General features: G+C 71.2%; 29 protein-coding genes and 2 pseudogenes. 9 read left to right on the top strand and 22 right to left on the bottom strand.

Going from position 1 to position 21,969, the window contains the following annotated elements; all coding sequences use genetic code 11:
• Window positions 1–2: 2 nt before the first annotated feature.
• Window positions 3–503, bottom strand: a complete 501-nt coding sequence (locus ACPYO4_RS13455; protein ID WP_425709808.1) for a GNAT family N-acetyltransferase — start codon at window positions 501–503, stop codon at window positions 3–5.
• A 531-nt stretch (window positions 504–1,034) separates the two neighbouring features.
• Between ACPYO4_RS13455 and ACPYO4_RS13450 the strand changes: the two genes are divergently transcribed.
• Window positions 1,035–1,451 carry a GNAT family N-acetyltransferase gene (locus ACPYO4_RS13450; protein ID WP_425709760.1) on the top strand — a complete coding sequence of 139 codons (417 nt, stop codon included), beginning with the start codon at window positions 1,035–1,037 and terminating at the stop codon, window positions 1,449–1,451.
• Between the two features lie 63 nt (window positions 1,452–1,514).
• Here ACPYO4_RS13450 and ACPYO4_RS13445 read toward each other — a convergent pair whose 3' ends face one another.
• The 7 genes from ACPYO4_RS13445 to cmtR form a co-directional block, all read right to left on the bottom strand.
• A complete protein-coding gene (locus ACPYO4_RS13445; RefSeq protein ID WP_425709759.1) occupies window positions 1,515–2,381 on the bottom strand; it encodes an AraC family transcriptional regulator in 867 nt (288 codons plus the stop codon).
• Between the two features lie 76 nt (window positions 2,382–2,457).
• Entirely contained in the window at window positions 2,458–2,919 is a 462-nt protein-coding gene (locus ACPYO4_RS13440) for a VOC family protein (RefSeq protein ID WP_425709758.1), read from the bottom strand.
• A gap of 74 nt (window positions 2,920–2,993) precedes the next feature.
• On the bottom strand, window positions 2,994–3,383 hold the full coding sequence (locus tag ACPYO4_RS13435; protein ID WP_425709757.1) for a type II toxin-antitoxin system VapC family toxin: 390 nt from the start codon (window positions 3,381–3,383) through the stop codon (window positions 2,994–2,996).
• On the bottom strand, window positions 3,380–3,634 hold the full coding sequence (locus tag ACPYO4_RS13430) for a type II toxin-antitoxin system Phd/YefM family antitoxin (protein ID WP_425709756.1): 255 nt from the start codon (window positions 3,632–3,634) through the stop codon (window positions 3,380–3,382). Before ACPYO4_RS13430 ends, ACPYO4_RS13435 begins: the two co-directional genes overlap by 4 nt.
• Window positions 3,635–3,851: 217 nt before the next feature.
• Window positions 3,852–4,313 (bottom strand): methyltransferase family protein, encoded by a 462-nt coding sequence (locus ACPYO4_RS13425; RefSeq protein ID WP_425709755.1) that lies wholly within the window; start codon window positions 4,311–4,313, stop codon window positions 3,852–3,854.
• Window positions 4,314–4,335: 22 nt separating this feature from the next.
• The gene (locus ACPYO4_RS13420) at window positions 4,336–5,043 is read right to left on the bottom strand and encodes a cation diffusion facilitator family transporter (RefSeq protein ID WP_425709754.1); all 708 of its coding nucleotides are present in this window, start codon (window positions 5,041–5,043) and stop codon (window positions 4,336–4,338) included.
• On the bottom strand, window positions 5,016–5,375 hold the full coding sequence (gene cmtR, locus ACPYO4_RS13415; RefSeq protein ID WP_425709753.1) for a Cd(II)/Pb(II)-sensing metalloregulatory transcriptional regulator CmtR: 360 nt from the start codon (window positions 5,373–5,375) through the stop codon (window positions 5,016–5,018). The genes ACPYO4_RS13420 and cmtR overlap by 28 nt, the downstream gene beginning before the upstream one ends.
• A 64-nt stretch (window positions 5,376–5,439) precedes the next feature.
• Between cmtR and ACPYO4_RS13410 the strand changes: the two genes are divergently transcribed.
• Window positions 5,440–5,841 carry a TraR/DksA family transcriptional regulator gene (locus ACPYO4_RS13410; RefSeq protein ID WP_425709752.1) on the top strand — a complete coding sequence of 134 codons (402 nt, stop codon included), beginning with the start codon at window positions 5,440–5,442 and terminating at the stop codon, window positions 5,839–5,841.
• 37 nt (window positions 5,842–5,878) lie between these two features.
• Here ACPYO4_RS13410 and ACPYO4_RS13405 read toward each other — a convergent pair whose 3' ends face one another.
• The 6 genes from ACPYO4_RS13405 to ACPYO4_RS13380 all read right to left on the bottom strand — a co-directional run bounded on the left by ACPYO4_RS13405 (window position 5,879) and on the right by ACPYO4_RS13380 (window position 9,749).
• A complete protein-coding gene (locus ACPYO4_RS13405; RefSeq protein WP_425709751.1) occupies window positions 5,879–6,274 on the bottom strand; it encodes a hypothetical protein in 396 nt (131 codons plus the stop codon).
• Window positions 6,267–6,698: an SRPBCC family protein gene (locus ACPYO4_RS13400; RefSeq protein ID WP_425709750.1), complete on the bottom strand. Its 432-nt coding sequence runs from the start codon at window positions 6,696–6,698 to the stop codon at window positions 6,267–6,269. Before ACPYO4_RS13400 ends, ACPYO4_RS13405 begins: the two co-directional genes overlap by 8 nt.
• On the bottom strand, window positions 6,695–7,033 hold the full coding sequence (locus ACPYO4_RS13395) for an ArsR/SmtB family transcription factor (protein ID WP_425709749.1): 339 nt from the start codon (window positions 7,031–7,033) through the stop codon (window positions 6,695–6,697). The genes ACPYO4_RS13400 and ACPYO4_RS13395 overlap by 4 nt, the downstream gene beginning before the upstream one ends.
• Window positions 7,034–7,169: 136 nt before the next feature.
• Window positions 7,170–8,090: an alpha/beta fold hydrolase gene (locus ACPYO4_RS13390; protein WP_425709748.1), complete on the bottom strand. Its 921-nt coding sequence runs from the start codon at window positions 8,088–8,090 to the stop codon at window positions 7,170–7,172.
• A 180-nt stretch (window positions 8,091–8,270) separates the two neighbouring features.
• Window positions 8,271–8,816 (bottom strand): hypothetical protein, encoded by a 546-nt coding sequence (locus ACPYO4_RS13385; RefSeq protein ID WP_425709747.1) that lies wholly within the window; start codon window positions 8,814–8,816, stop codon window positions 8,271–8,273.
• A 39-nt stretch (window positions 8,817–8,855) separates the two neighbouring features.
• Window positions 8,856–9,749, bottom strand: a complete 894-nt coding sequence (locus ACPYO4_RS13380) for a LysR family transcriptional regulator (protein WP_425709746.1) — start codon at window positions 9,747–9,749, stop codon at window positions 8,856–8,858.
• Between the two features lie 51 nt (window positions 9,750–9,800).
• Here ACPYO4_RS13380 and ACPYO4_RS13375 point away from each other — a divergent pair, with 51 nt between their 5' ends.
• A complete protein-coding gene (locus ACPYO4_RS13375) occupies window positions 9,801–10,721 on the top strand; it encodes an EamA family transporter (protein WP_425709745.1) in 921 nt (306 codons plus the stop codon).
• Here ACPYO4_RS13375 and ACPYO4_RS13370 read toward each other — a convergent pair.
• Together ACPYO4_RS13370 and ACPYO4_RS13365 are read right to left on the bottom strand one after the other, a co-directional pair.
• Window positions 10,718–11,539 carry an alpha/beta fold hydrolase gene (locus ACPYO4_RS13370; RefSeq protein ID WP_425709744.1) on the bottom strand — a complete coding sequence of 274 codons (822 nt, stop codon included), beginning with the start codon at window positions 11,537–11,539 and terminating at the stop codon, window positions 10,718–10,720. The genes ACPYO4_RS13375 and ACPYO4_RS13370 overlap by 4 nt on opposite strands.
• A gap of 199 nt (window positions 11,540–11,738) precedes the next feature.
• Complete coding sequence (locus ACPYO4_RS13365) at window positions 11,739–12,809, bottom strand: ankyrin repeat domain-containing protein (protein ID WP_425709743.1); 1,071 nt, start codon at window positions 12,807–12,809, stop codon at window positions 11,739–11,741.
• 160 nt (window positions 12,810–12,969) lie between these two features.
• Between ACPYO4_RS13365 and ACPYO4_RS13360 the strand changes: the two genes are divergently transcribed.
• Window positions 12,970–13,746, top strand: coding sequence for a DNA alkylation repair protein (locus tag ACPYO4_RS13360; protein WP_425709742.1), 777 nt, complete (start codon window positions 12,970–12,972; stop codon window positions 13,744–13,746).
• A 34-nt stretch (window positions 13,747–13,780) separates the two neighbouring features.
• On the opposite strand, the gene ACPYO4_RS13355 is transcribed toward ACPYO4_RS13360, so the two are convergent.
• Window positions 13,781–14,221 (bottom strand): YtoQ family protein, encoded by a 441-nt coding sequence (locus tag ACPYO4_RS13355; protein WP_425709741.1) that lies wholly within the window; start codon window positions 14,219–14,221, stop codon window positions 13,781–13,783.
• A gap of 120 nt (window positions 14,222–14,341) precedes the next feature.
• Window positions 14,342–14,488 carry a hypothetical protein gene (locus tag ACPYO4_RS13350; RefSeq protein ID WP_425709740.1) on the bottom strand — a complete coding sequence of 49 codons (147 nt, stop codon included), beginning with the start codon at window positions 14,486–14,488 and terminating at the stop codon, window positions 14,342–14,344.
• A 32-nt stretch (window positions 14,489–14,520) separates the two neighbouring features.
• Here ACPYO4_RS13350 and ACPYO4_RS13345 point away from each other — a divergent pair, with 32 nt between their 5' ends.
• Window positions 14,521–14,931, top strand: a complete 411-nt coding sequence (locus tag ACPYO4_RS13345; protein WP_425709739.1) for a hypothetical protein — start codon at window positions 14,521–14,523, stop codon at window positions 14,929–14,931.
• 112 nt (window positions 14,932–15,043) lie between these two features.
• Here the strand turns inward: ACPYO4_RS13345 and ACPYO4_RS13340 are convergent, their stop codons facing one another.
• The 4 genes from ACPYO4_RS13340 to ACPYO4_RS13325 all read right to left on the bottom strand — a co-directional run bounded on the left by ACPYO4_RS13340 (window position 15,044) and on the right by ACPYO4_RS13325 (window position 18,412).
• Entirely contained in the window at window positions 15,044–16,360 is a 1,317-nt protein-coding gene (locus ACPYO4_RS13340) for a DUF6630 family protein (protein WP_425709738.1), read from the bottom strand.
• A gap of 3 nt (window positions 16,361–16,363) precedes the next feature.
• On the bottom strand, window positions 16,364–16,945 hold the full coding sequence (locus ACPYO4_RS13335; RefSeq protein ID WP_425709737.1) for a DUF6357 family protein: 582 nt from the start codon (window positions 16,943–16,945) through the stop codon (window positions 16,364–16,366).
• Between the two features lie 201 nt (window positions 16,946–17,146).
• Window positions 17,147–17,959, bottom strand: coding sequence for an aminoglycoside adenylyltransferase domain-containing protein (locus ACPYO4_RS13330; RefSeq protein WP_425709736.1), 813 nt, complete (start codon window positions 17,957–17,959; stop codon window positions 17,147–17,149).
• Between the two features lie 105 nt (window positions 17,960–18,064).
• Window positions 18,065–18,412: a DUF1801 domain-containing protein gene (locus tag ACPYO4_RS13325; RefSeq protein WP_425709735.1), complete on the bottom strand. Its 348-nt coding sequence runs from the start codon at window positions 18,410–18,412 to the stop codon at window positions 18,065–18,067.
• Window positions 18,413–18,845: 433 nt separating this feature from the next.
• Here ACPYO4_RS13325 and ACPYO4_RS13320 point away from each other — a divergent pair.
• The 4 genes and pseudogenes from ACPYO4_RS13320 to ACPYO4_RS13305 all read left to right on the top strand — a co-directional run.
• Window positions 18,846–19,112, top strand: a pseudogene (locus ACPYO4_RS13320) (transposase); the annotation flags it as partial.
• A 142-nt stretch (window positions 19,113–19,254) separates the two neighbouring features.
• Window positions 19,255–20,562, top strand: coding sequence for an ISL3 family transposase (locus tag ACPYO4_RS13315; RefSeq protein ID WP_425709734.1), 1,308 nt, complete (start codon window positions 19,255–19,257; stop codon window positions 20,560–20,562).
• A gap of 7 nt (window positions 20,563–20,569) precedes the next feature.
• A pseudogene (locus ACPYO4_RS13310) lies at window positions 20,570–21,055 on the top strand (IS3 family transposase); the annotation flags it as partial.
• 462 nt (window positions 21,056–21,517) lie between these two features.
• Window positions 21,518–21,859, top strand: coding sequence for a transposase (locus ACPYO4_RS13305; protein WP_425709733.1), 342 nt, complete (start codon window positions 21,518–21,520; stop codon window positions 21,857–21,859).
• The last annotated feature ends 110 nt before the right edge of the window (window positions 21,860–21,969 follow it).

Below are 21,969 nucleotides of genomic sequence, written 5' to 3'. Positions count from 1 at the left end.
TCTCAGGCTCTCCCGCCCACGGCGCCGGCCCAGCGGATCTCGCCGTCGACGGCGACGTCGGTGCGGACCAGGCCGAGGCGCTCGGCGATACGCGCCGAGGCACGGTGGTCGGGGTGGACGTGGGCGATCAGGGTGCGCACTCCCCGCAGCACCAGCTCGTCCCGGAGGAGCTCCGCCGCCCGTCGGGCGTACCCGCGCCCCTGCCAGGCCCACCCGATCACCCAGGCGATCTCGGCGGTCGCGCCGTCGTCCGTGATCGTGGCCTGGACGTACCCGGCAGGTTCCACGCCGGGCCCTACGAGCACGATCCGGTTGAGCCACTCCTCGCTCCCGTCCGCGGGGCCGCCGCGCACCTGCGCCGTGTAGCGGCGCAGCAGGTCCGCGGCGGTCGGTGGCTCGCCGCCGGTGAAGCGGTAGAGGTCGGGATGCGAGAGGACGGTCGCCATCACCTCGGCGTCCTCGACGGCGAGCGGGCGGAGGCGAACGTCGGCGTAGTCCGGCATGGTCACGTCAGGCGCACTGCCCGCACAACGTCGGTGCGCTCCGGCGCGGGGAGCTCGTCGACCCCACGAACGACGATCGATGCCACGGTCTCACCTCCTGGTGTTGCCGTAGATGCTACGGCCGTGGTGGTCGTCCTCGGTTGGCTCGCACCCGTCGCGGCGACGAGTCCGTCGCACCGAGTCCGTCGCACCGAGCCCGTTCGACGCGATCGCCACGACACGGAGCCGATCAGCCGATGAGGTAGGCGAACCCACGACCGTCCGCCACCACGCCGGTCACGCACTCGTGCGCACGGGCGAGGTACTCGCCGAACAGCTCTCGCAGGTCAGGCAGAACCATTGCCGCCTCGCCGGGGGTGATTGCACGGACCCACGCGTCCCACCCATCGTCGGCCCATCGCACCGCCCCCTCGAACATCCGATGGGCGGGCCGCGCCCCCGACGAGCTCCCGTCGAGGCCCGCAGTCAGGTCCTGCAGCGTCGACCACGCCTGACCGCGGAGTCCGTCACGCCTGCTGACACCATTGCTGGATGCCACCGACCTACCAGCTCGACGACACCCCGACGCGGGCCGAGCTCATCGAGCTGTACGACGCCGTCGGCTGGACCGCCTACACGAGGGAGCCCGACCGCCTTGCTGCCGCCGTCGCCGGCTCCGCCGCCGTGGCGACGGCCCGAGACTCCGGGCGTCTCGTCGGTCTCGCGAGGGTCGTCGGCGACGGGCACACGATCGCCTACCTGCAGGACATCCTCGTCGCCCCCAGCCACCGGCGCCGGGGCATCGCCGGGGAGCTGTTCCGCCGGGTCCTCGCCCCGTTCGCGCATGTGCGGCAGCAAGTCCTCATCACCGACGACGAGCCCGGACAGCGCGCCTTCTACGAGGCGATGGGATTTCGCGCAGCCCACGAGCTCGAGCACCCGGTCCGCGCGTTCGTCAGGTTCTCGTGACGGCCCCGCGCGGGGCCCAGCGCGACCCCGCGTGCGCGGCCGGGAACCCGGCGTAGCTCGCGGTCAGTCGCGCTCGACAGCCAGCCACAGCTGGCAGGTGGCCGTGCGGAAGTCGTCCGACCGCTCGAGGACCGCGACGATCGACGGTCCCGGCCGTAGGCGCCACGGGTTCGACGGGAACCACTCGGTGGCGGTCGCCGCCCAGACGTCCTGCAGCGCAGAGGGATGCTCGCCCGAGGTTCGGAAGACGGCCCACGCCCCGGCCGGCACCTCGATCGCGTCGAGGTCGTCCGGCACGCGCGCGTCGGCCCGGACCGCCACGCCGTGCAGGTAGGTCAGCGCGGTGCCCTCCGTGTAGTCGACGTCGACGTCGGCGCTGACCTGGAGCAGCCCCGGTGGTTCGGTCGAGCTCATCGCCTTGAGCCTGTCGTGCTCCTCGGCGGGGATCGCGGCGACGTGCTCCTGGATGTGCGGGTTGACGCCGACATGGATGAGTGGCACCCGGGCGGCGTGCCCGATCAGGCGGAAGGCGGGGCGGTCGGCGATGCGGACGTCCATGGGGATGCTCCCTTCGACGGTCAGGTGGAACCTGAGACGGACCTGGCTGCGAAGGGGGCCGCCGGCACGCCGGACCACGCTGTGGCTCACGCCGTGCACGGAGCGGAACGCCCGGCCGAACGCCTCGGTGGACCCGTAGCCGTGGCGCACCGCGATCGTCAGGACGTCGTCGTCACCGACCAGGTCGGCCGCGGCGAGAGTCATGCGCCGGCGCCGGACGTACTCCGAGACCGGCATCCCGGCCAACGACGAGAACATCCGGCGCAGGTGGTACCCGGTGGTCCCGAGTCCCCGGGCGCACCCGTCGAGGTCGACGCCGTCGCCGAGATGCGTCTCGATCTCGTCGACGAGGCGGTTGAGCTGATCGATCACTGCGGCTCCCTTCGGCCTCCAGCATCGTCACCCGGCACCCTGGCCGCCCGACCGTACGGGCCCGATCCGATCGTGCCTACCGACGAGCGGCGCGATCGTCGTCGGAGACGGTCGGCCCGCGCCACCCCGAGGCTGGTCGCTCGTGCTCGATCGGCGCCTTGAGGCCGACACGATGCCCGTCCGGGTCACGCACGATGGCGAAGCGCTGGCCCCACGGCATGTCGGTCGGCACCTTGATGACGTCGGCACCGACGCCGTCCGGCTCGGCGACGAGGTCGTCGAGCTGCCGCGCGGACCCGAGCTCCAGATCGATCTGAGGGCCGCCGGCTACTGGCCGTGGCGCCGTCTCGTCCCACCATGCGGCGAACGCGGTCGAGTGGATCACCATCGTCACGCCCGTGTTGGTGGCCACCCATGCTTCGGCAACGCCCTCCCCGTGCCGGTTCCGGCTACGGAACTCGACCCCGAGTCGTGCGTAGAAGGCGCGGCTAACCTCGATGTCCGCGACGATGAGGTTGATCTGGGCGACGACGACCATCTCTCCAACGTAGTCGGCGGCCGTGCGCCAGCCGGCGCGGTCCCGGCCCGGCCCGGCCCGGTGCGGCGCGGCAATCAGGGTGCCGGCGCACGGACCCGAATGCCCAGCTCCTCGGCCGCCTCTGCGAGGCGGATGTCATAGGTGACCAGGGCTTCGACGTCCAGGCGGATCGCGGCGGCCAGGTGCAGGGCGTCGAGAGAGCGCAGCGTCGCACCGGCCAGCAGCCCTGCCTCGCGGTAGAGGCTCGGCGGCAGATCGTGGAGGTCGACCCGGTCGAGGATCGATGACACTGCGGCCTGCGGCAGGTCGTGTCGGGTTGCGAACCGACGCAGCTCGGTCTCGAGGAGGTGCGTGGCTACCAGGCGGACCTCGGCATCGTCGGCCCACGCTGCAAGCGGGACGCTCTCGGGCTCCTCGACCAGCAGTTTGGCCGCTGCCGAGGTATCGAGATAGAACCTCGTCAACGCTCGCCCCGAAGGTCGTCGATCGAGTCGGCACTCGGGGTCGCGATCACGTGCCGGGGCAGGTGGGAGAACTCTCCGCGGATCGATGCCGGACGGTGCAGCGGCAGGGAGTCGGCGGCCTCGGCGATCGGGACCAGCCGCGCGACGGGCTTCCCCCGGTTCGTCACGGTGTACGACTCACCTGCCGCGACGGCATGCAGGACCTCGCCGCTGCGGTTGCGAAGGTCGCGGTGCGAGACGTTGGTGACCACAGGGAAAATGTAGCACCCGTAGCACCCGTAGCACCTTGCGCGTTCCTGTCGATCCCGCGTGCCGGTGAGCGGGCCGAGGCGGCCGGCGACACCGCGGCGCACCGCGACCGCGCCGCTCGACCGCCTCGACGCTGCGCTCGACGAGAAGGAGCGGGCCCTGACGCAGGGTCGTCACCAGCTGGTCGGTGATCGTGCCGGACAGGCCGTGCCGGACAGGTCACGCCGGGAGACGAGATATCAGCCAGCGCGGCGTCGCCCGGACGTAGGCGTCGTACTCGTCCCCGAAGAGCGACCGCAGCGCAGCCTCCTCGGCGGGGATCTGGACGCGGTCGATGACTGCCGTGAACAGACAGGCCGGTAGGACTGCCACCGGCGATCTCAGACTGAGCGCGTGAGCGACAAGGACTCCAGCCATGCCGAGGTACATGGGATTGCGGGTGAGACGGTTCGGTCCCGACGTGACCAACGAGCCGGCACCGATGGCGACCGGGTTGACTGTCGTGCGCCGGCGCCGGAACTCATGGATCGACCGGCCCATCAGCCAGGCCGATGCCGCCAGCAGAGCCGAAGCCCCGGCCCGCGTCGCTCCGGTCGCAACGCGCCTGCGAGCGATCAGCCGTTGCGCGCCGAACGCACCGATCATGAGCACGAGGGGCGGTATCCGGCCCTTCGGCGTCACCGGCACCTCGTCGGCACTCCCGTCAGCGCGCACAGCAGCCGTCCGTGCACGGGTCGGCCTCCTGCTCGCCGGACAGCACGGCGGCCGGCGCAGCGCAGCACGCGTTGCCCCGCCACGCCTCGACGCCCTCGCGGACGGCGACGGCGGCGATGACGAGCGCGACGACGGAGTCGGCCCAGGCCCAGCCGAGCAAGCTGTTGAGCACCAGTCCCACCAGGAGCGCCGCCGACAGGTACGTGCAGATCAGCGTCTGCTTGGAGTCGGCGACGGCGGAGGCCGACCCGAGCTCGCGTCCGGTGCGCCGCTCGAACCAGCTGAGGAACGGCATGACGGCGAGGCTGAGCGCCGCGATCGCGATACCGACCGGTGAGTGCTCCGGCTCGCGCGCCCCGAGCAGCGACAGTGCCGCATCGACCCCGACGTAGGCGGCCAGGGCGAAGAAGGACACGGCGATCACTCGCAGCGCGATCTTCTCGCGCCGCACGTGGTCCGGCACGGCGAACTGCCAGGCGACGGCCGCGGCGGAGAGCACCTCGACGAGAGAGTCGAGCCCGAACCCGATGAGCGCGGCCGACGAGGCCGCCCGACCGGCGAGCAGGGCGACGCCGGCCTCGATGACGTTCCAGCTGATCGTGATCGTGACGACGATCCGGATCCGCCGTCGCAGGATCTCGGTGCGGGCCGGGCTGAGCGCCGTGACCGTCACCGCGCCGCCTCGGGCTCGCAGCATCCCGGCACCGGGCACCGCGGGTCCACGCACGGGACACTCTCGTCGACGGCGAGTGTGACGTCGACCAGTGCCGTCAGCGCGGCGGCGATGTGCGGATCGGCGATCTCGTACCGGGTCTGCCGACCCTCGGGCTCGGCGACGACGATGCCGCAGCCGCGCAGGCAGGACAGGTGGTTCGACACGTTCGGACGCGTGAGGTCGAGGTCGCGGGCGAGGCGAGCCGGGTAGCCGGGCCCGTCGAGGAGCGCGAGCAGGATGCGGGACCGGGTCGGGTCCGCCATGGCCCGACCGAGCCGGTTCATCGCGTCCACCCGCGAAGCAATGGTCAGCATGCGCTGACCATACAGTGAGCGCTGACCTGAGGGGAAGAGGGCGACAACGGGGCAGACTGGGCCGATGAACGGGACATCGTCGTCGCGACCCACCGAACCGCGCAGGCCGGCCGCGGACGGCGCGCTCGAGGTCGCACCGACCGCGGGCGGACTCGACGCCCGCCGGGCGGAGGCGGCCGCGCGGCTCGCCGAGGTGGAGCAGGAGCTGGACGCCCTGCGCAGCGCACGCCGGGCAGGGTCCGACGACGACGAGCACGACCCGGAGGGCGAACCCCTGTCGGCGCAGTGGTCGCGGCTCGAGGGCCTGCGACGGATGCGGCTCGAGGCGCTGGCGGCGATCGACGACGCCCTCGCCCGCCGCGAGCGGGGCGAGGGCGGGCGGTGCACGGTCTGCGGGAACCCGATCCCGCCGGCACGGCTCGCGGTCCGGCCGGAGGCGACCACCTGCGTCGGGTGCGCGCGCTGAACCGAGAGCACGCCACCGGCGTCCTGGCCGGCTACTCCTAAGCCGTGCGCGGGACCTCCCCCTCGCGCAGCGGCCGCACACGCAGGGCCGATCGGGTGTCGGACCAGGAGACCTGGGAGACGGCGCGCCATCCGTACTCGGCCAGCTGGACCCACAGGGTGTCGCGGTTGACGTCGGTCCGGTTGCCCTTGGCGTAGACGATCCACACCGCGCCGACGTCGGTCAGCTCCTCGAGGTGGTCGGCGAGGACGGTGTCGACCGCCGCGCGGTCCTCGGTGAGCAGCACGGCGACGTCGGCCTCCGTCACCGGACCGGGCACGACCTCGTGGGCGCCGCGCAGCGCCTCGGGCAGGTCGTCCGACTCGGGCCAGGTCCACACGGTGGCGCCCGGCTTGGCCTGCAGCTTGCGCGCGAGCGCGGCGGCGTCAGTCATGGCTCGCCGCCGTCGTGCGCAGCGTGCGGGCGACCGCACGCAGGAGCGGCGTCGTCTTCTTCCAGCCGCCGCTGAGGAACACGCGGGCGAACTCGGCACCGAGGCCGGAGAAGCCCTCCTGGAGGAACTCGAAGCGGCAGGAGTCCGGCCCGGTCTCGACCACCTCGAACGTGACGATGGTGTCGATCGGCCCGCCCCGCCAGGACCAGCGCATGCGGTGCGGCGCCTCGATCTCGAGGACCTCGAGGTGGACGGTGCCGTCGAACATCGGCGCCGGCTCGGTCGTCATGGTGAACCGGTGGCCGACCTCGGGCCTGAAGTCGTTCGGCATCAGCCAGGTGGCCAGCAGCTCGGGCTCGGTCAGTGCGCGCCACAGCGTCGATGCCGGCACGTCGAAGTCCGCGGTCTTGTGGATGCGACTCATGTCTGGTCCTTCGTCTCGAGGTCGTCAAGGACGTGGCCGAGGAGGCTGATCCGCTCCGTCCAGAACCGGTCGAGCGAGGCGAGCCAGTCGGTCACCTCGCCCAACGGCCGGACCTGCAGGCTGTAGACGCGCTCCCGACCGTGCGTGCGGCTCACGACGAGCCCCACCTTCCGCAGCTCGCCGAGGTGCTCGGACACGGTGGACTGCGCCAGTCCGAGCGGCTCGACGAGGTCACGGACGGCCCGGTCCTCGGCGGCGAGCAGCGCGAGGATCTCGCGGCGCCGCGGGTGGGCGATCGCCGTGAACACGTCCGGCTGTGCCGTCGGCCTCCCCATGGCACGCATAATACATCGGTTGTTACCGATGAATCAAGGGTGCGCCGCATGGCCGTGCGGCGTGGCGGCCGAAACGTGCCGCACGGGGTGTCCTGCGCCGGACCCGGCACCGGCGCCAGGTCCGGAGCAGAGGCGGTCAATCGGCGCTACCGGCCAGCCAGTCGAGCACGTCGCGCGGGACCCGCGGGTCGCCGAAGAGCTGGACGTGCCCGACGCCGGGGTAGATCCGGTGGTCGGCCCCCGGGATGCCCTGGACTGTCGCCGTGAGCGCCTCGACGGGGAAGTAGCGGTCCGCCCCCCCGCCCAGGAGGAGGACGGGCGTGGCGATGCGGGCGAGCGTCTCGCGCGCGTCGTAGGCGACCTCCGCGGCGACCTCGACGAGAAGGTCGGACCTCGGGGTGCGCCCCCGCGCGAGCATCGCGCCCATCGCCCGCCCGGCGAGCGCGCGCACCCCGGGCAGGTCCGGGAGGTCGACGAGGAGCTCCACCAGCACCGCGTCGGCCTCGTGGGGATGTCCGGCACGATCGGCGGCGAGCAGCCGGCGGTCCAGGCTCTTCGCCCAGTCGCTCAGGGTGGCGGCGGCACCGACGACGACGAATCGATCGGCCACGCCCGGGTGGTCCGCCCCGAGGTGGAAGGCGATCATCCCGCCGAACGACTGCCCGAGGACGACGTCCGCGTGGCCCATCTCGTCGTCGATGAGACGCGCGTGGTCGGCGGCCATGTCCGCGACCGTGTGCCCGGGCGGCATGTGGCGCGGCCGGGTCGCCATCCACACCGTCCAGCCGGCCTCGACGTACGGCCACAGGCCCTTCTCCATCATCCGCCCGATGCCGCCGTCGGAGATCTCGCTGCCCGGGCCGCCCGGGATGACGAGCATCGTCCGCGGACCGTCGCCGAGGACGACGACGTCCATCCCGGTCGGAGTGGTGAAGGTCCGCCGCACGGCAGGCTCCGGCGGACCCGACCGCCGCCCGACCCGCGAGCGAGCCACGACTCCCCCGACGACGACGGCCGCGACGGCGGCTCCGATCAGCAGCGTGCGGCGGCTCGCCATGCGTGTCTCCTCAGGTCGGGTCCGGCCGGGTCGGCAGCGCCGTGGGGCACGGCGCGGACGGCACCCAGCGTGCGGCCCGGGGTCGGCACGGTCCACCGCAATTCCGACGGCGTCAGGGGTCGGGGCGGCCTCGCCACCCGTCCGACCCACCGGCGGGAGTGGGTATCCGGTGGGCACGCGTCACCAGGGCGAGCCGTACCTGACGAGGAGCACGACGGCGGACACCGCGGCAAGCAGGAGCAGGGTCACACCCATCGTCGGCCCGACGAGGCGGCTGGTCGCCACTGAGTCCCGGGCGAGCCGCGGGACGAGGACGGCGAGCGCCACCAGCTGGACGAGGCCGAGGACGGCGAGCGAGGCGTCGCCGAGGAAGAACGCGAGCGGGATGAAGTGCAGGGCGACGAAGACCGCCACCCACCAGGCCATCCAGCGCGTGCGGCGCACGCGCCAGAGCCACAGGCATCCGGCGCCCGCGAGGAGCACCTCGGCGGCGACGAGCGCCCCGAACCACGGGTATCGCCCCTCGAGCGCCGAGCCGCCGCCCCAGTGCACGGCGACGGACGCGCCGAAGGCGCCGGCCAGCACGAGGCCGAGCCCGGACCCGACGCCGAGGCGCCACCGCCAGCTCGCGGGCGGGTCCTCCTGGCCCCAGCCGAACCAGACGAAGGCCATGAGGCCGAACCAGGCGATCGTGAACGCGTGATCGCGCAGGTAGTCCGTCAGCATGCCCCTCCCCCGTCGGTGGTCGTGATCGCCCGAGGGTACTCAGGGCGCCGGAACGCGTCCGCCGGCGTAGAGCCGGGTCACCGCATCCACGAGCTCGGTGAGACCGCTCGGACGTGCATCGCGCCACCAGGCCAGGCGGACCGCTATTCGGGGCCCGTCCGTCACCGGCCGATAGGCGATGCCGGGCCGGGGATGGTGGTGCGCGGTGGCCTCGGCCGTGACGCCGACGGCGCGCCCGGCGGCGATCGTGTCGAGCCAGACGTCGACGTCGGACGTCTCGACGAGCTCGGGGCGGCCCCCTCCGTCGGGCCACAGGTCACGGGTCGTGGTACCGACGCGGGGGTCGACGGCCACCGTGCGTCCGGCGATCTCGGCCAGGGTCAGCCTGCGCCTCCTCGCCCAGCGCGCGTCGTCGTCCGCGTAGGCGACGAGGCGACGCTCCAGGCCGACGACGACGGACCCGAAGCGCTTCTCGTCGACGTCGCGGCGCACGACCGCGACGTCGCACAGCCCCTCGGCCAGTCCCGCCGTGGGCGACCTGTGGCGCACGAGCTCCAGCTCGATCTCTTGGTTCTCGCGAACCCAGGACCGCTGCAGCGTGGCCGTGTGGGCCCCGAGCGCGGCCCACGCGTACCCGAGGCGGAGCCGCTCGTGCCGCGTACGCAGGAGCTCCTCGAACCGGTCGGCCTCCGCGAGCACCCGGCGGGCGGGTGGGAGGAGCCGGCTGCCGGCCCCGGTCGGCTCGCAGCCCCGCGACACTCGGCGCAGCAGGCGGGTTCCCACGGTCCGTTCGAGGGAGGCGATCGTCCGGGAGACGGCGGCCTGGGACACGCCCAGCTCGATCGCGGCGTCCGTGAACGACCCCGCCTCGGCCGCGGCGACGAACACCCCCAGCTCGCGCAACGACCACTCCATGAGGAAAGCGTATGGCACGACCGCTCCATGCATGTGGTGGATCGGAACGGCCTTCCTAGCGTGACGGGCATGAGTCGGTCGTCGGTCGCAGATGCGCAGCAGGACCCCGCCCGCTCGTCAGCGACCGCGAGCCCGCGCCGGCGTGCGGCGGGGATCGCGACGATGCTCGGCAGCTCGGCCTCCAACCAGACGGGAGCCGCCCTCGGGGCGACGGCGTTCCCTGCGATCGGGCCCGTCGGGGTCGTCGCGGTTCGCCAGCTGGTCACGGCGGCGGTCCTGCTACCGACCGTCCGACCGCCGCTGCGCGGGCTGACGAGGGCCCAGTGGTCCCCGGTCCTCGGGCTCACGGTCGTGTTCAGCGTGATGAACCTCAGTCTGTACCTGGCCATCGAGCGCATCGGTCTGGGTCTGGCCGTCACGCTGGAGTTCCTCGGACCCCTGGCCGTGGCGATCGCCGGCTCGCGGCGGGCGCTCGACGTCGCCTGCGCGATCCTCGCGGGGGCGGGCGTCGTCGTACTCACGAGCCCGGGCCCGACGACGGACGTGCTCGGCATCGCGCTCGCTCTCGTCGCCGCCGTGGCGTGGGGGTCCTACATCCTGCTCAACCGCTCCGTGGGTCGGCGGCTGCCGGGACTCCACGGCACCGCGGTGGCAGCCGCCGTGACCGCGCTGGCGTGGCTCCCGGTGGCGGTGCTCTGGTTCGCCGCCCGTCCACCCACCGCGTCCGCGCTGCTGCTCGCGACCGCCTGCGGGCTGCTGTCGTCGATCGTCCCCTACGTCGCCGACCTGGAGGCCCTGCGCCGCGTCCCGGCGGCGCTGTTCGGGACGTTCACCTCGATCAACCCGGTCTGGGCGGCGCTCGCCGGGCTCGTCCTGCTGGGTGAGCAGCTCGCGGTGAACGAGTGGGCGGGTATCGCGCTCATCGTCCTCGGCAACGCGGTCGTCTCCGCACGTGGGCTGGGCCGATCGTCACGACGTCGGTGCGGCTAGCGCTGCCTGGCGACACCGGGGCCACGCGCAGCACCCCGGACCCGGCGCGACCACTCCCGGACCAGGGCCGAGACGACGTCCGGCTGTTCGAGGTGCACGTTGTGCCCGGCCCGGTCGAGAGTCGCGTAGGTCGCGGCCGCGTAGTGGTCGAGCAGCCCGAGCTGGTCGCGGTACCCGACCACGTGGTCCTGCCGGCCCGTGACGACGAGAGCGGGGCGGACGAACGGGGGTGACACCGCCTCCGGCACGTCGTCGAGGACGTACCGGGCCGCGAGCCGGGACATCGCCGTCGGGTCGGCGGACCGGATGCCCGGCAGCGCGTGGTCGCGGAACGCCAGCCACGACTCCGCCGTCTGGCGCGCGGCGATCCCGGTGAACTCTGCGCGGTCGTCAGCGGGCAGCGACGCGAGGAGCGCGTCGTCCCGTTCCACCACGAGACGGTCCGGCAGGGTGCGCCGGGCCGGGTCCGGGTCGACCACGGGCGCGATCAGCGCGATCCCGACCACCTGCTCGCCCAGCTGCGCAACGAGGTGCCGGGCGAGCAGCCCGCCGAGCGAGTTGGCGAGCAGGGCGAACGGAGCCGTCCCGACGAGCCCGCGGACCGCGTCGACGAGCCACCGCGCGAGGTCCGGCAGGTCGCCGTGGCCGGTCAGCGCGGGCGCGCCGCCGAACCCCGGGAGGTCGAGGTAGAGGCGTTCCCACCCGTCGTCGAAACACGGGTCGAGCGGCAGGAGCAGGCGATGATCCACGCCGTTGCCATGGATCGCCACCAACGGCATGCCGGTCCCGCGTCGCACCACGGACGCCTCGGGGTTCACGTGACTCCCTCCGGTCGGTGCGCGGCGGACGCCGGCACGGCGGGACGATACGCCGCGGCGTCGACATCGAGCAGCGACGCTCGCACTCCTGGCGGCCGGCGGCGGTCGCTCTGCGAGGTGGGTCGGCTCGGGCTCGCCACCGAGCGCAGCACGCGCGGTGTTCGGCGTCCGCCGCATCCGACGCCCTGACGGGGGCTGCTCAGCGGGCGTACGGCACGTCGCCGAGCGGGAGCGGCTCGGGGTTCCGCGTCACCCAATCGACCGCGAGCTCCGTGAGGCGCGCGAGGTCGGCGTCGGCGCCCCGGCCGGTGCGGGTCCGCTCGCCGAGGTCCCGCGCCTCGGCGAGGGCGTCCGGGGAGAGCGGTGCCTGAGTACCGATCGTGGTGACGACCGCATCGATCATCGCCCGGTAGTCGGGGCCCCAGTTCGCCCCACCGTTGCGGAACATCTCGTCGGCGACCTTGCCGGTGATGCGGATGACCTCCCCCTGACGGGTCGCCGCGGCCCCCGTCCCGGGCACGAGGAGCTCCCACAGCGCGGCGTGCTGCTCCCGCCAGCTGCCGGCCGGGACGACGATCGGGGAGGAGCCGTCGTGCATCACCCGCCTCGCGACGGGTTCGACGTCGAACATCGCGTACAGCTCACGCAGGGCCGCGTCGGTCTCGTCGACCTTGTCCGCGGCGAAGACATCGCGATAGTGCTCGAAGCTCGCGCCGATCCGCTCGACCCGGTCCCGCATCCCGTCAGTGACCGACGCCCCTCGTGCGACGAGCAGGCGGGCGATCGGCACGGCCTCGGTGACGGTCGCGTTCTCGACCCGACCGAGGGCCAGCTCCAGCAGCGTCGTCGGGTCCCAGCCGTCGCCGGAGACCGCCGCCCCGTACTCGGCGAGCAGCTCGGCGGCGCGGGCCCTCAGGAGGAGCACGGCATTCTGGAACGGGGTGCGGCCGTCCGTCCCGGTCGCCTCGATGTCCGCCCCGAGCGACAGCAGCAGCCCGATCTGCCGGACATGCCCCGGCATGGCGGACTGCGCCCGATCGGCCAGGGCCGTGCGACCCGCGGAGTCACGGGAGTCGACGTCGAGCCCCTGCTCGACGAGCCACACGATGAGCTCGTCGGGACAGTCCCGGAAGCCCAGGGCCGTCGACCTCCGGTACCCGCCGTACGCGTCGAGCTCGCAGGTGTCGTACACCGCGACGAGCTCCGTCAGCGATGCCGAGGTGAGCATCCGCTGGAAGTCCTTGGGGAGCGTCTTGCGCTTCCGTGCCATGCGCGTACACCTTTCCGTCGGCGGCTGTCGCAGGTCGTGGAGAGGCACGGTCCTCCAGCGACATGGTTCCCCCGCCCGACGCGCTCTCGCACGGAGTATCGCACCCGGTCATCGGTCCGGCAACGACGGCTCGGCCCGACACACTGGCTAGCCTCTCGGCATGGGTGACTCCCTGAGCACGGCGGACGACCTGGTCGACGCGCTGCACGGCGCGGCCGACGCCGGTGAGGTCTCTCGGATCCGCGCCCGCGTGGCCGACGACGAACCGGTCATCGGCGTCCGGATGGGCACGCTGTTCGACATCGCGAAGCGGGCCACCGACGTCCCGCGGACGGAGCTCGAGGCACTGTTTGCGCACCCTGCGTACGAGCCTCGCCTCGCCGCCTTCTGCATCCTGGACTTCCGCGCCCGACGACGCCTCGACGACGAGGGGCGGGCGGATCTCGCCGGCCTCTACCTCGACCACCACGATGCCGTCAGCACGTGGGACATGGTCGATCGCGCAGCGCCCCGCGTGCTCGGCTGGCCGGTCCTCGTCGGCGCGACCGCCTTCTCCGTCCTTCAGGACCTCACGCGATCGCGGGACCCCCTGAGGCGACGGTCGGCGATCACCGCCCCGCTGTGGTTCATCAAGAAGGGGTCCGATGCCGACGTCAGGCGCGGGCTCGAGATCGCCGACCGCCTCGCGGAGGACCGGCACCCACGCGTTGCCTCCGCCGTGACGATCTACCGCAAGCACGCGTCGGGTAAGAGGCGCGTCGTCGTCATGCGGTGCAAGCCGGTCGGCGTGTCCCTCGGCCTCGGCGGACCAGCCCTCGGCGCGCAACCACTCGCGCGGCTCGCGGGACGCTCCTACGAGAGCCTCGGCTTCGCCCGCATGGGGAAGCGCCAGGTCGGCGAGCTGTTCGAGGTCATCCTGTGGGAACGAGGCATCTAGAAGGTCCGACGCCGTGACCGTCGATACGGATCCTTCAGGGCCGGAGGACGTACCGCAGGGTCTCGACCACCTGGTCGGTGGTCGTGCACCAGGCCTGGGCCGCGGCGTCGACCTCCTTGAGCGCATGGATGATGTCCGCGTCGTGGAGCGTCACGTACGGCTTGCCGAGCGCGGCGCAGTAACCGGCGTCGAAGGCGGCGTTCCACTGCTTGTACTGATCCCCGAAGCGCACCACCACCAGGTCGCTCTGCTCGATGAGGGTGCGCGTGCGGATGGCGTTGACCTTGGCGGACCGGTGGTCGCGCCAGAACTGGCTGTCCGTCGGGCCCAGGTGGTCGCCGGCGGCGTCGCTCGCAGGGTGGTCGGTCACCGGGGCGGTGAAGGCGACGTCCAGGCCGGCGGCCTCCGCACCCCGCCGGATCTCATCACGCCACTCGGTGTGGATCTCGCCGGACAGGTAGACGGAAAAGCTCATCGTCGAAGACTCCTCGGGGGCGTGCGGTCGGGTGCGGCCCGCTCTCGTCCCCACCATGCCACGGGTTCGACACGAGGAGCCAACGCGGTCGATGCCCGGCTCTCCGCGCGGCGGTCCCACCTACGCCGCACGCGCGCCCCGACCCGTCAGCACCCGCACGGCACGGCACCAGATCACCGAGCCGACGAGCACCGGCACGAGCCAGGCCGCGAAGCACCAGATGACCACGACCGCACTGGTGACGAGGGGCGCGGATGTCGTGGGCACACCCCGATGTGGCGCTGGGTACGGTGCGGCCCATGGCGTGGACACGTGCTCAGGAGACCTTCATGAACGCCGCTCTGCGCAACCCGCAGCGCGGCGGGAAGCATGAGCTCGACGTCGCCACGAAGGTGCTGGAGCCCGACGAGGTCGTCTACGAGTACCTCCTCTGCGCACTCAAGGGCGACTCGTGGCCACTCCTGGTCGTCACCGACCGCCGCATCGTCCACACCGTCGACCGCATGGTCGCCTGGTGGCACGTGCGTGAGGAGGTGCCGGCCGCCCAGGTGGCCGGCGCCGAGCTCGAGCCCAAACTGCTCTCCTGGCGACTGCACGTGCACCGGCACGGCGGCGACCCGCTCACGGTCAAGGTCGCCGACCGCAAGTGGTCGGAGCACGTCGTCGCGCTCGTCAACCACCTCGCCGCCGGCGGTGCGCCGCCGCTGTGAGGCCTCAGGCACGACCGATGAGGCGGGCGACCGGGGCGACGGCGGACGGTGCGCGGTCTGCGGCCAGACCATCGCATCGGCCCGTCCCACAGGACATCGTCGACGCCGACAGCTATCTATGGTCGGCGACGAACTGTTCGACCGACCGCAGCCGGATCGTGTCGCTCGCCCGATCCGCGAAGCTCTCGTGATCCGCAACGAGCACGGGCGCCACGATCAGGTCGTCGGAGTCCAGGTCGAGCGTGACGAGTCGCGCGCCGTTGACGGTCAGCCACTCATCGAACTTCTGCACCCCGTCGGGCACGGTCATCGTGGCCTTCCACGGCACGCGACCCGGAACCGGGATGCCCAGATCGCGACACGCCGACTTCAGCAGCTCACCGGTCTCCTCGGGCACCACGCCCTTCCAGTCGATGACGAGCACGGTCCCCGCCTCGACCGCGGCATCGAGGAGCGCGTGGTCGGTCGTCGCGCCCAGCGGGCCACCGCCGACCGGCGTCAGCAGCGCGGCCAGGTCGTCGCGCGACACGGTCCCGGACAGCTCGACCGGCTCGCGGGCCACCTCCGGTTCGATGACTCTCGGCGGCTTGGGCTTCTTCCACGGACCGGGCAACCGGATGTCATCACCCAGACGCGGGAGCCCCGCCTCACGCGCGTGATCGGCGAGATCGACGGGGTACTCCGGCACGTCACGCACCGGCCCGTCGTCGAGCCCGTACGCCTGCGCCAGAACGACCGCCTCGAACACCCACTCACCGGTGAAGAACTCACTGGTGGGTGGAATCAGCCGGCGGACCTTCTCGTTGTCCGCGCGCCAACGTCGCACATAGCGCTCGAACGCGACCTGTCGGCGACCACGCGTCGCGCTTCCGACCTTCAACCACCCCTCGTACGCCCGCGACAGGGTGTCGTTCTCGCTCACCGGCCGCGGAACCCCCTGGATGACCGCGAGCGCATCGAGGACGCGCGAAGGCAGCGCCGCCACCGAGGGATGTGACAGCACGGTCGTCGCGACATCCGCGCGGCCGAGGCTCGTCGCGATCAGAGCACAATCAATCGCCCCCCGGTGTATGTCCCTGTCCTGGAACACCGCCCGGAGGTTCGGATCTGCCCCGGCCATCAGGGTCTGCAGCCGCAACGAGAGCAGCAGGTCGTCACGCCATGCGTCACACAGGTCCGCCGCCAGCTCCGGAACCGGCACCCCCGCCGCATAGCACCGGCTGAAGTACGTCACGTAACCACGGCACAGACCGGGCGCATCCCCCACCGATCCCCTCAGCGCCGCAGCTCCGGAGGCAGGATCCGCATCGATCCGCGCCAGGGACTCGATGACTCCCTGACGGTCCCGGTCGATCCACTCACGTTGCCTCGCCAGGCTGTTCTCGAGCTCGTCGAGGTCGATGCGGTCGTCGCGAACGGCGTGTCCCACGAGTCAACCCCCATGACTTAAGGCGTGATCGCCACGAACCCTACAGCGCTGCTCCGCACTCATGTCGGCGAGCAGTGCCCCCTCGCCTGCCTGGCGATGATGCCGCGGTCGCGGCGTGGCCAGGGGTCCTCGTCGACGCTCCTCGTACTCGCGGACGAGGTCCCACGAGGTCGATGCCACTGCCGACTGCGCCGCGGCATACGCCTTCCCCGCATCGAGGAGCACCGGGTCCGCGCCGTGGGAGATGAGCGTGTGCGTGCTGTCCCCGGGGGAGGTCTCGAACACGGCGTCGACCTCGCCCTCGTCGCCGTACAGAACCGATTCCAGCAGTCGGACCGCCGCTGGTTCGTCCATACGACCCATGCTTCCTGCCGCGTAGCACAGCGGCAGCAGAGCAGCGCGCAGCAGCACGTGTCGAGGCAGGTCCTCCCGGATCCGCGCGACGTGCGCCTCGGAGAAGGGGATGGTGAACCGCCGAGCGTCGCCGAGAGCATCGGCGCCGCCGATGATCTCCAGACGCAGCCGTCCGTCCTCGCGCAGCACGTCGGGCAACCAGCGGCCACGAGCGAACACGACCTCGGTCATGACGCCAACGTACTCGGGTCCGTCACGGATGACCGACTGAGGACGCTGCTCCCACCACGCGATGGACGCGGGTCTGCGACCTGGGATGTCGTTCAGCGCAAGGGCGGCTCGGGGTGCTGGGGGGCAGCGTCCTGAGGTGGCGTACGCGCGAAAGGTGTGCACCTCCTCGGGTGCAGCAGACCGGACTCCATGCACGACCTGTCAGGTGGAGCCCGATGCCGAACCCGGCACCGGGTCGTCCGCGGCGTCGTGAACGAGACGTCGAAGTGTCTGCACGACACCGAGCGTCCGGTGTCGTTCCCGGGACCAGTCCACCCGGACCCGCCCGAGGTACTCCTCCCTGGCGAGCGCCAGCAGACCGGCCCCAGCTTCATCCAGGCGATGGCGAATCCGCTCAGCAGCATCGCGCTTCGGAAGCAGCTGTCCCGATTCAGCCGTCACGGCCATCCGCGCCAGGGTCAGCAGGACGTTGCGCTCGTCGCCGACCAGGCCGTCGAGCACGTCGGGGAGAAGATCGAGCTGAGCCTGCCGAAGCAGAGCAGGAGGGACGCGAGGCACGACGTCACGCAGCGACGCCCCCTGCAGCACCCGGTGCGCACCCAGCGCTGCGGACAGGAGGACCACCACATCCGGATCACGCTCCGGCACGGGAACGACGCCGTCGACGAGCTCGCTGCGCATCCATTCCCCGAACTGGAAGTCGCGACGCGGCTGCTCAGTCAAGGGGACCACGTCGTCCACGACCACGCTGGTCACTTCCAACGGCCGACGGTCGACGACCGCGGGGAACTCGCCCTCGTGCCCACTCCACCCCGAGACGTCGAGCAGGAGCGAGACCAACGGGGCCCGCTCCGCTGTGGTCAGCGATCTGCGGGTGAGGACGAGCAGGTCGACATCGCTGTCGGGATACAGCCCGGTCGTCGCACCCGAGCCACAGAGGTACACGCCGACCACGCCGCCGGGGTCCTGGCTGCGCAGATGACCGAGTACGGATCGGATGAGATCGTCGTCCACCGCGACGGGGCTACTGCTCACGCCACCTCCAGAGGCACCATCGCGGCGATCTGATCCACGGGCGCACACTCTCCCTCGGAGAGTCCGAGAAGGGGCGTGCCAGCCTCAGCCGACCACCGAGCGGATGATCTCCGCAATGCGCTTCTCCGTGTGCGCGTCCACCGCCTCGAAGTACCAGGCGGCCGGCATCAGCGTCCCGTCGGCGCCTCCCGCCGGCCGGTGGTCGACCTTCTCGGTGAGCGCGAGGTTCAATCGCTCGTCGTTGCGCAGCGTCACGAGTGCGGGAGTGCTCGCCGACATCGCATAAGCGGGCATTCCGTACCAGATCCGCGGCTTGAGATCGGGGGCGGCAGTCACGATGATGTCGTGCACACGCCGCACGATCGACCGCTCCTCCATGCTTGAGATCCTGTCGATGACCTGAGTCAGGTTCTTCTCGTCCTTCGACGACATGTCATGTCCTTTCGTGGCCGATGTCGCATCGGCGGAATGAAGTTGGCGCATCGTGCGCCGCACCCCATCCGGACATGTCCTGAGCGTCTCAGGCCTCTCCGCGATGATTCACGTGTCCTCACGTGGAAGCGCAGTCGGTGGCATGCCACCGAGCGGCAAAGGTACCTGCCCTCGAGTCAGCGGGTCCAGTCCGATTCGTTGCGCGCGGGCTCCGCTGCTCGTCAGGGATCAGGCCGTCGTGCGCGACGACACGGATCGTCGGGCTCGAACGAATACAACCGCCCCGCTCACCGCGTGTCGTCCCACCTTCGGTTCGCTCATCTGCGAGACCGGTCAGACGTTGAACCGGAATTCCACCACGTTCGGGTCTGCTGCACGGATAGGTGACACCTGATCTGTGGTGCCGGAAGGTGCTGCTGGAAGGATGTCGATCGTGCCCAGACCTCATCCCAAGGAGTTCCGCGACGATGTCGTGGCCGTGGCCCGCCGCGGGGACGCTCCGATCAAGGACATCGCCAAAGACTTCGGGATCAGCGAGTCCTGCCTGCGTAACTGGCTACAGGCCGCCGATGTCGAGGACGGCAACCGCCCCGGCGTGACCCGGAGCGAGTCGGCCGAGCTGCGCGAAGCGAAGAAGCGTGTCCGCCTGCTCGAGCAGGAGAACGAGGTCCTGCGCCGCGCAGCGGCCTACCTCTCTCAGGCGAACCTGTCGGGGAAATGAGGCTCTTCACAATCGAGGGTGTAGTGCCGTGAGGGGGCGGGGTGGCGCGTCGGTGCCTGGGTAGGGGTCGAGGTCTTCCGATGATGGGGGTTCCTACGCCTCCCATCGGGAAGACCTCGACGTGTCTGACGCTACCTTCGCCTGCCCGGACCTGACCACGTTCGCTCGGCTCGACGAGCTTGGCCTCGAGGCCGTCGGGCAGTGTCTCGAGCCCGATCGTGCGGTGATCGCCTGCCGCGTCGTCGAGCCCGATCAGTGGTGCCGGTGCTGCGGCTGCGAGGGCGTCCCGCGTGACACGGTGACCCGCGAGCTGGCCCATGAGCCGTTGGGTTGGCGCCCCACGACGCTGCTTGTCACGGTGCGTCGCTATCGGTGCACTGGGTGCGGGCACGTGTGGCGCCAGGACACCACCGCGGCTGCGGAGCCGCGAGCTCGGCTCTCCCGCCGCGGGCTCCGGTGGGCGCTGGAGGCCGTCGTGGTCCAGCACCTCACGGTCGCTCGGGTCGCCGAGGGGCTCGGGGTCTCGTGGAACACCGCCAACGCCGCGGTCCTGACCGAAGGACACCGGGCATTGATCAACGACCCGGCCCGGTTCGACGGCGTGCAGGTCCTGGGGGTCGATGAGCATGTGTGGCGCCACACCAGGCGCGGCGATCGGTACGTCACCGTCATCATCGACCTGACCCCGATCCGTGACGGGACAGGGCCGGCCAGGCTCCTGGAGATGGTCGCGGGCCGTTCGAAGCAGGCGTTCACGACGTGGCTCGCCGGCCGCCCTCAGGCCTGGCGAGACGGCGTGGAGGTCGTCGCGATGGATGGGTTCTCCGGCTTCAAGACCGCAACCACCGAAGAGCTGCCCGACGCGGTCGCTGTCCTGGATCCGTTCCACGTGGTCCGTCTCGCCGGCGAGGCACTCGATGACGCCCGGCGCCGTGTCCAGCAGGACACTCATGGGCATCGGGGCCGTTCCGGGGACCCGCTCTACGCCGCCCGCCGGACGTTGCACACCGGTCTGGGCCTGCTCACCGAGAGACAGCACCAGCGCCTGAACAGACTGTTCGCCGGCGACACGCACGTCGAGGTCGAGGCCACCTGGGCCGTCTACCAGCAGATGGTCACTGCCTACCGCGAGCCCGACCGGGCTCGCGGTCGCGTCTTGATGACTCAGCTGATCGACTCGCTCAGCCGGGGTGTCCCGGCGGTGCTGGCCGAGATCCGTCGGCTCGGCCGGACCCTCAAACGTCGGGCCGCTGACGTGCTGGCCTACTTCGACCGGCCCGGCACGAGCAACGGTCCCACGGAGGCCATCAACGGGCGGCTCGAGCACCTGCGCGGCTCCGCCCTGGGCTTCCGCAACCTCACCAACTACATCGCCCGCGCGCTCCTCGAGACCGGCGGCTTCAGACCCCAACTACACCCTCGATTGTGAAGAGCCCGATATCACCGAGCACCCCACCGGTGAGGGCAAGATCTATCTCTGCGCGGTCAAGGACGTCTACTCGGGACGGATCGTGGGGTACTCGATCAGCGATCGCATGAAGACCCGCCTCGCGGTCGACGCTCTGGTATCGGGGGTCTCCCGCCGCGGCGGTGATGTCGCCGGTTGCGTTGTGCATTCGGACCGCGGCTCCCAATTCAGGTCGCGCCGATTCCTGGCCGCCCTACGCTGCCACGACCTCGTGGGCTCGATGGGCCAGGTCGCCTCCGCGGGGGACAACGCCGCGATGGAGTCCTTCTTCTCGCTCCTGCAGAAGAACGTCCTGAACCGCCGTCGTTGGGCCACTCGGGCCGAGCTGCGGATCGCGATCGTGACCTGGATCGAACGGACTTACCACCGCCGAAGGCGACAGGACCGGCTCGGTCGCCTGACCCCCATCGAGTACGAGACCATCATGACCACTCAGATCGCACTCGCGGCCTGAGAACACCTGTCACGTATCCGTGCAGCAGACCCGTTCGAGGCCGGACGAAAGCGATGGTCATCGGAAGGTCTGTACCAGCCGTATGACGCCTTCGCCGCCGGCGAGCCATGCCGCGCGTGCCACCGAGCACTGCGCGATGTGGAAGGCATGGCCGAAGAGCCGCCAACACTCGACGCCGTGTCCGACGACGACGCCTTCCGCTCAGCACACACGGCGTGCGGGTTCGGGTTCTGGAGGATTCAGGACTGCTCGACGGACCATTGCCATCGATGCTGCCCTCCACCACCGTTGAGCCCTCGCCAGATCGACGTTCTGCGCGAGCTCCTGTCCCCCGCCTCATCTGGCCCACTGTTCAGCTGGTACGTCGAGCTCACGTGCGAGCACGCCGAGTTCGTGACAACCGGTCGAGCAGACGAGCCTCCACACACAGCCCGATGCACGGAGTGCGACACGACGCGCGGCGTGATCGTCGCCGCTCGCAGCAGCAATCAGCGTGCCGACGACGCCTCGCCCGGGGCAGCTGAGAACACAGAGACAGCCAGTCCCCATTTTCAGCCGCTCACTGACGAGCAATGGCAACGGGTCGCGCGCATCGTGCAGCCGGAGAACCCAGCGCACCGCGGCCGCCCCAGTGCGGACGCACGCACCATCGTGAACGCTATCCGCTACCGCGCGCACTACGGCATCCCCTGGCGTGAGCTCCCACCGTCATTCGGGTCGTGGCAGACGGTGGCGCGTCGATATCGACAGCTCGTCACCGACGGCCGATGGGAGCAGATCATGCGAATGCTCGGCGAAACCTGATCATCGACGGCTGGCTCCGATTTTTGAGACGCGTCAGATATTGAGACAGCAGATTGACGCCTCGGCGAAACAGCAACGCCCCTGAGCATCGCTCGAAGAGTGCCAGCCCT

This window comes from Georgenia sp. Z1491, from assembly GCF_049856175.1.
Lineage (GTDB): Bacteria > Actinomycetota > Actinomycetes > Actinomycetales > Actinomycetaceae > JB111.
Note: the sequence above shows the minus strand (reverse complement) of the source record. Positions and strands in the feature narration are given on the sequence as shown.

Excerpts from the sequence above, each read along its gene's own strand:
- ACPYO4_RS13345 (WP_425709739.1), top strand. The coding sequence starts at position 14,521 with ATGGCGTGGACACGTGCTCAGGAGACCTTCATGAACGCCGCTCTGCGC.
- ACPYO4_RS13360 (WP_425709742.1), top strand. The coding sequence starts at position 12,970 with ATGGGTGACTCCCTGAGCACGGCGGACGACCTGGTCGACGCGCTGCAC.
- ACPYO4_RS13405 (WP_425709751.1), bottom strand. The coding sequence starts at position 6,274 with ATGACTGACGCCGCCGCGCTCGCGCGCAAGCTGCAGGCCAAGCCGGGC.
- ACPYO4_RS13455 (WP_425709808.1), bottom strand. The coding sequence starts at position 503 with ATGCCGGACTACGCCGACGTTCGCCTCCGCCCGCTCGCCGTCGAGGAC.
- ACPYO4_RS13355 (WP_425709741.1), bottom strand. The coding sequence starts at position 14,221 with ATGAGCTTTTCCGTCTACCTGTCCGGCGAGATCCACACCGAGTGGCGT.
- ACPYO4_RS13390 (WP_425709748.1), bottom strand. The coding sequence starts at position 8,090 with ATGGCGAGCCGCCGCACGCTGCTGATCGGAGCCGCCGTCGCGGCCGTC.
- ACPYO4_RS13450 (WP_425709760.1), top strand. The coding sequence starts at position 1,035 with ATGCCACCGACCTACCAGCTCGACGACACCCCGACGCGGGCCGAGCTC.
- ACPYO4_RS13325 (WP_425709735.1), bottom strand. The coding sequence starts at position 18,412 with ATGTCGTCGAAGGACGAGAAGAACCTGACTCAGGTCATCGACAGGATC.
- ACPYO4_RS13375 (WP_425709745.1), top strand. The coding sequence starts at position 9,801 with ATGAGTCGGTCGTCGGTCGCAGATGCGCAGCAGGACCCCGCCCGCTCG.
- ACPYO4_RS13335 (WP_425709737.1), bottom strand. The coding sequence starts at position 16,945 with ATGACCGAGGTCGTGTTCGCTCGTGGCCGCTGGTTGCCCGACGTGCTG.
- ACPYO4_RS13440 (WP_425709758.1), bottom strand. The coding sequence starts at position 2,919 with ATGGTCGTCGTCGCCCAGATCAACCTCATCGTCGCGGACATCGAGGTT.
- cmtR (WP_425709753.1), bottom strand. The coding sequence starts at position 5,375 with ATGCTGACCATTGCTTCGCGGGTGGACGCGATGAACCGGCTCGGTCGG.
- ACPYO4_RS13385 (WP_425709747.1), bottom strand. The coding sequence starts at position 8,816 with ATGCTGACGGACTACCTGCGCGATCACGCGTTCACGATCGCCTGGTTC.
- ACPYO4_RS13365 (WP_425709743.1), bottom strand. The coding sequence starts at position 12,809 with ATGGCACGGAAGCGCAAGACGCTCCCCAAGGACTTCCAGCGGATGCTC.
- ACPYO4_RS13400 (WP_425709750.1), bottom strand. The coding sequence starts at position 6,698 with ATGAGTCGCATCCACAAGACCGCGGACTTCGACGTGCCGGCATCGACG.
- ACPYO4_RS13410 (WP_425709752.1), top strand. The coding sequence starts at position 5,440 with ATGAACGGGACATCGTCGTCGCGACCCACCGAACCGCGCAGGCCGGCC.
- ACPYO4_RS13420 (WP_425709754.1), bottom strand. The coding sequence starts at position 5,043 with ATGCTGCGAGCCCGAGGCGGCGCGGTGACGGTCACGGCGCTCAGCCCG.
- ACPYO4_RS13395 (WP_425709749.1), bottom strand. The coding sequence starts at position 7,033 with ATGGGGAGGCCGACGGCACAGCCGGACGTGTTCACGGCGATCGCCCAC.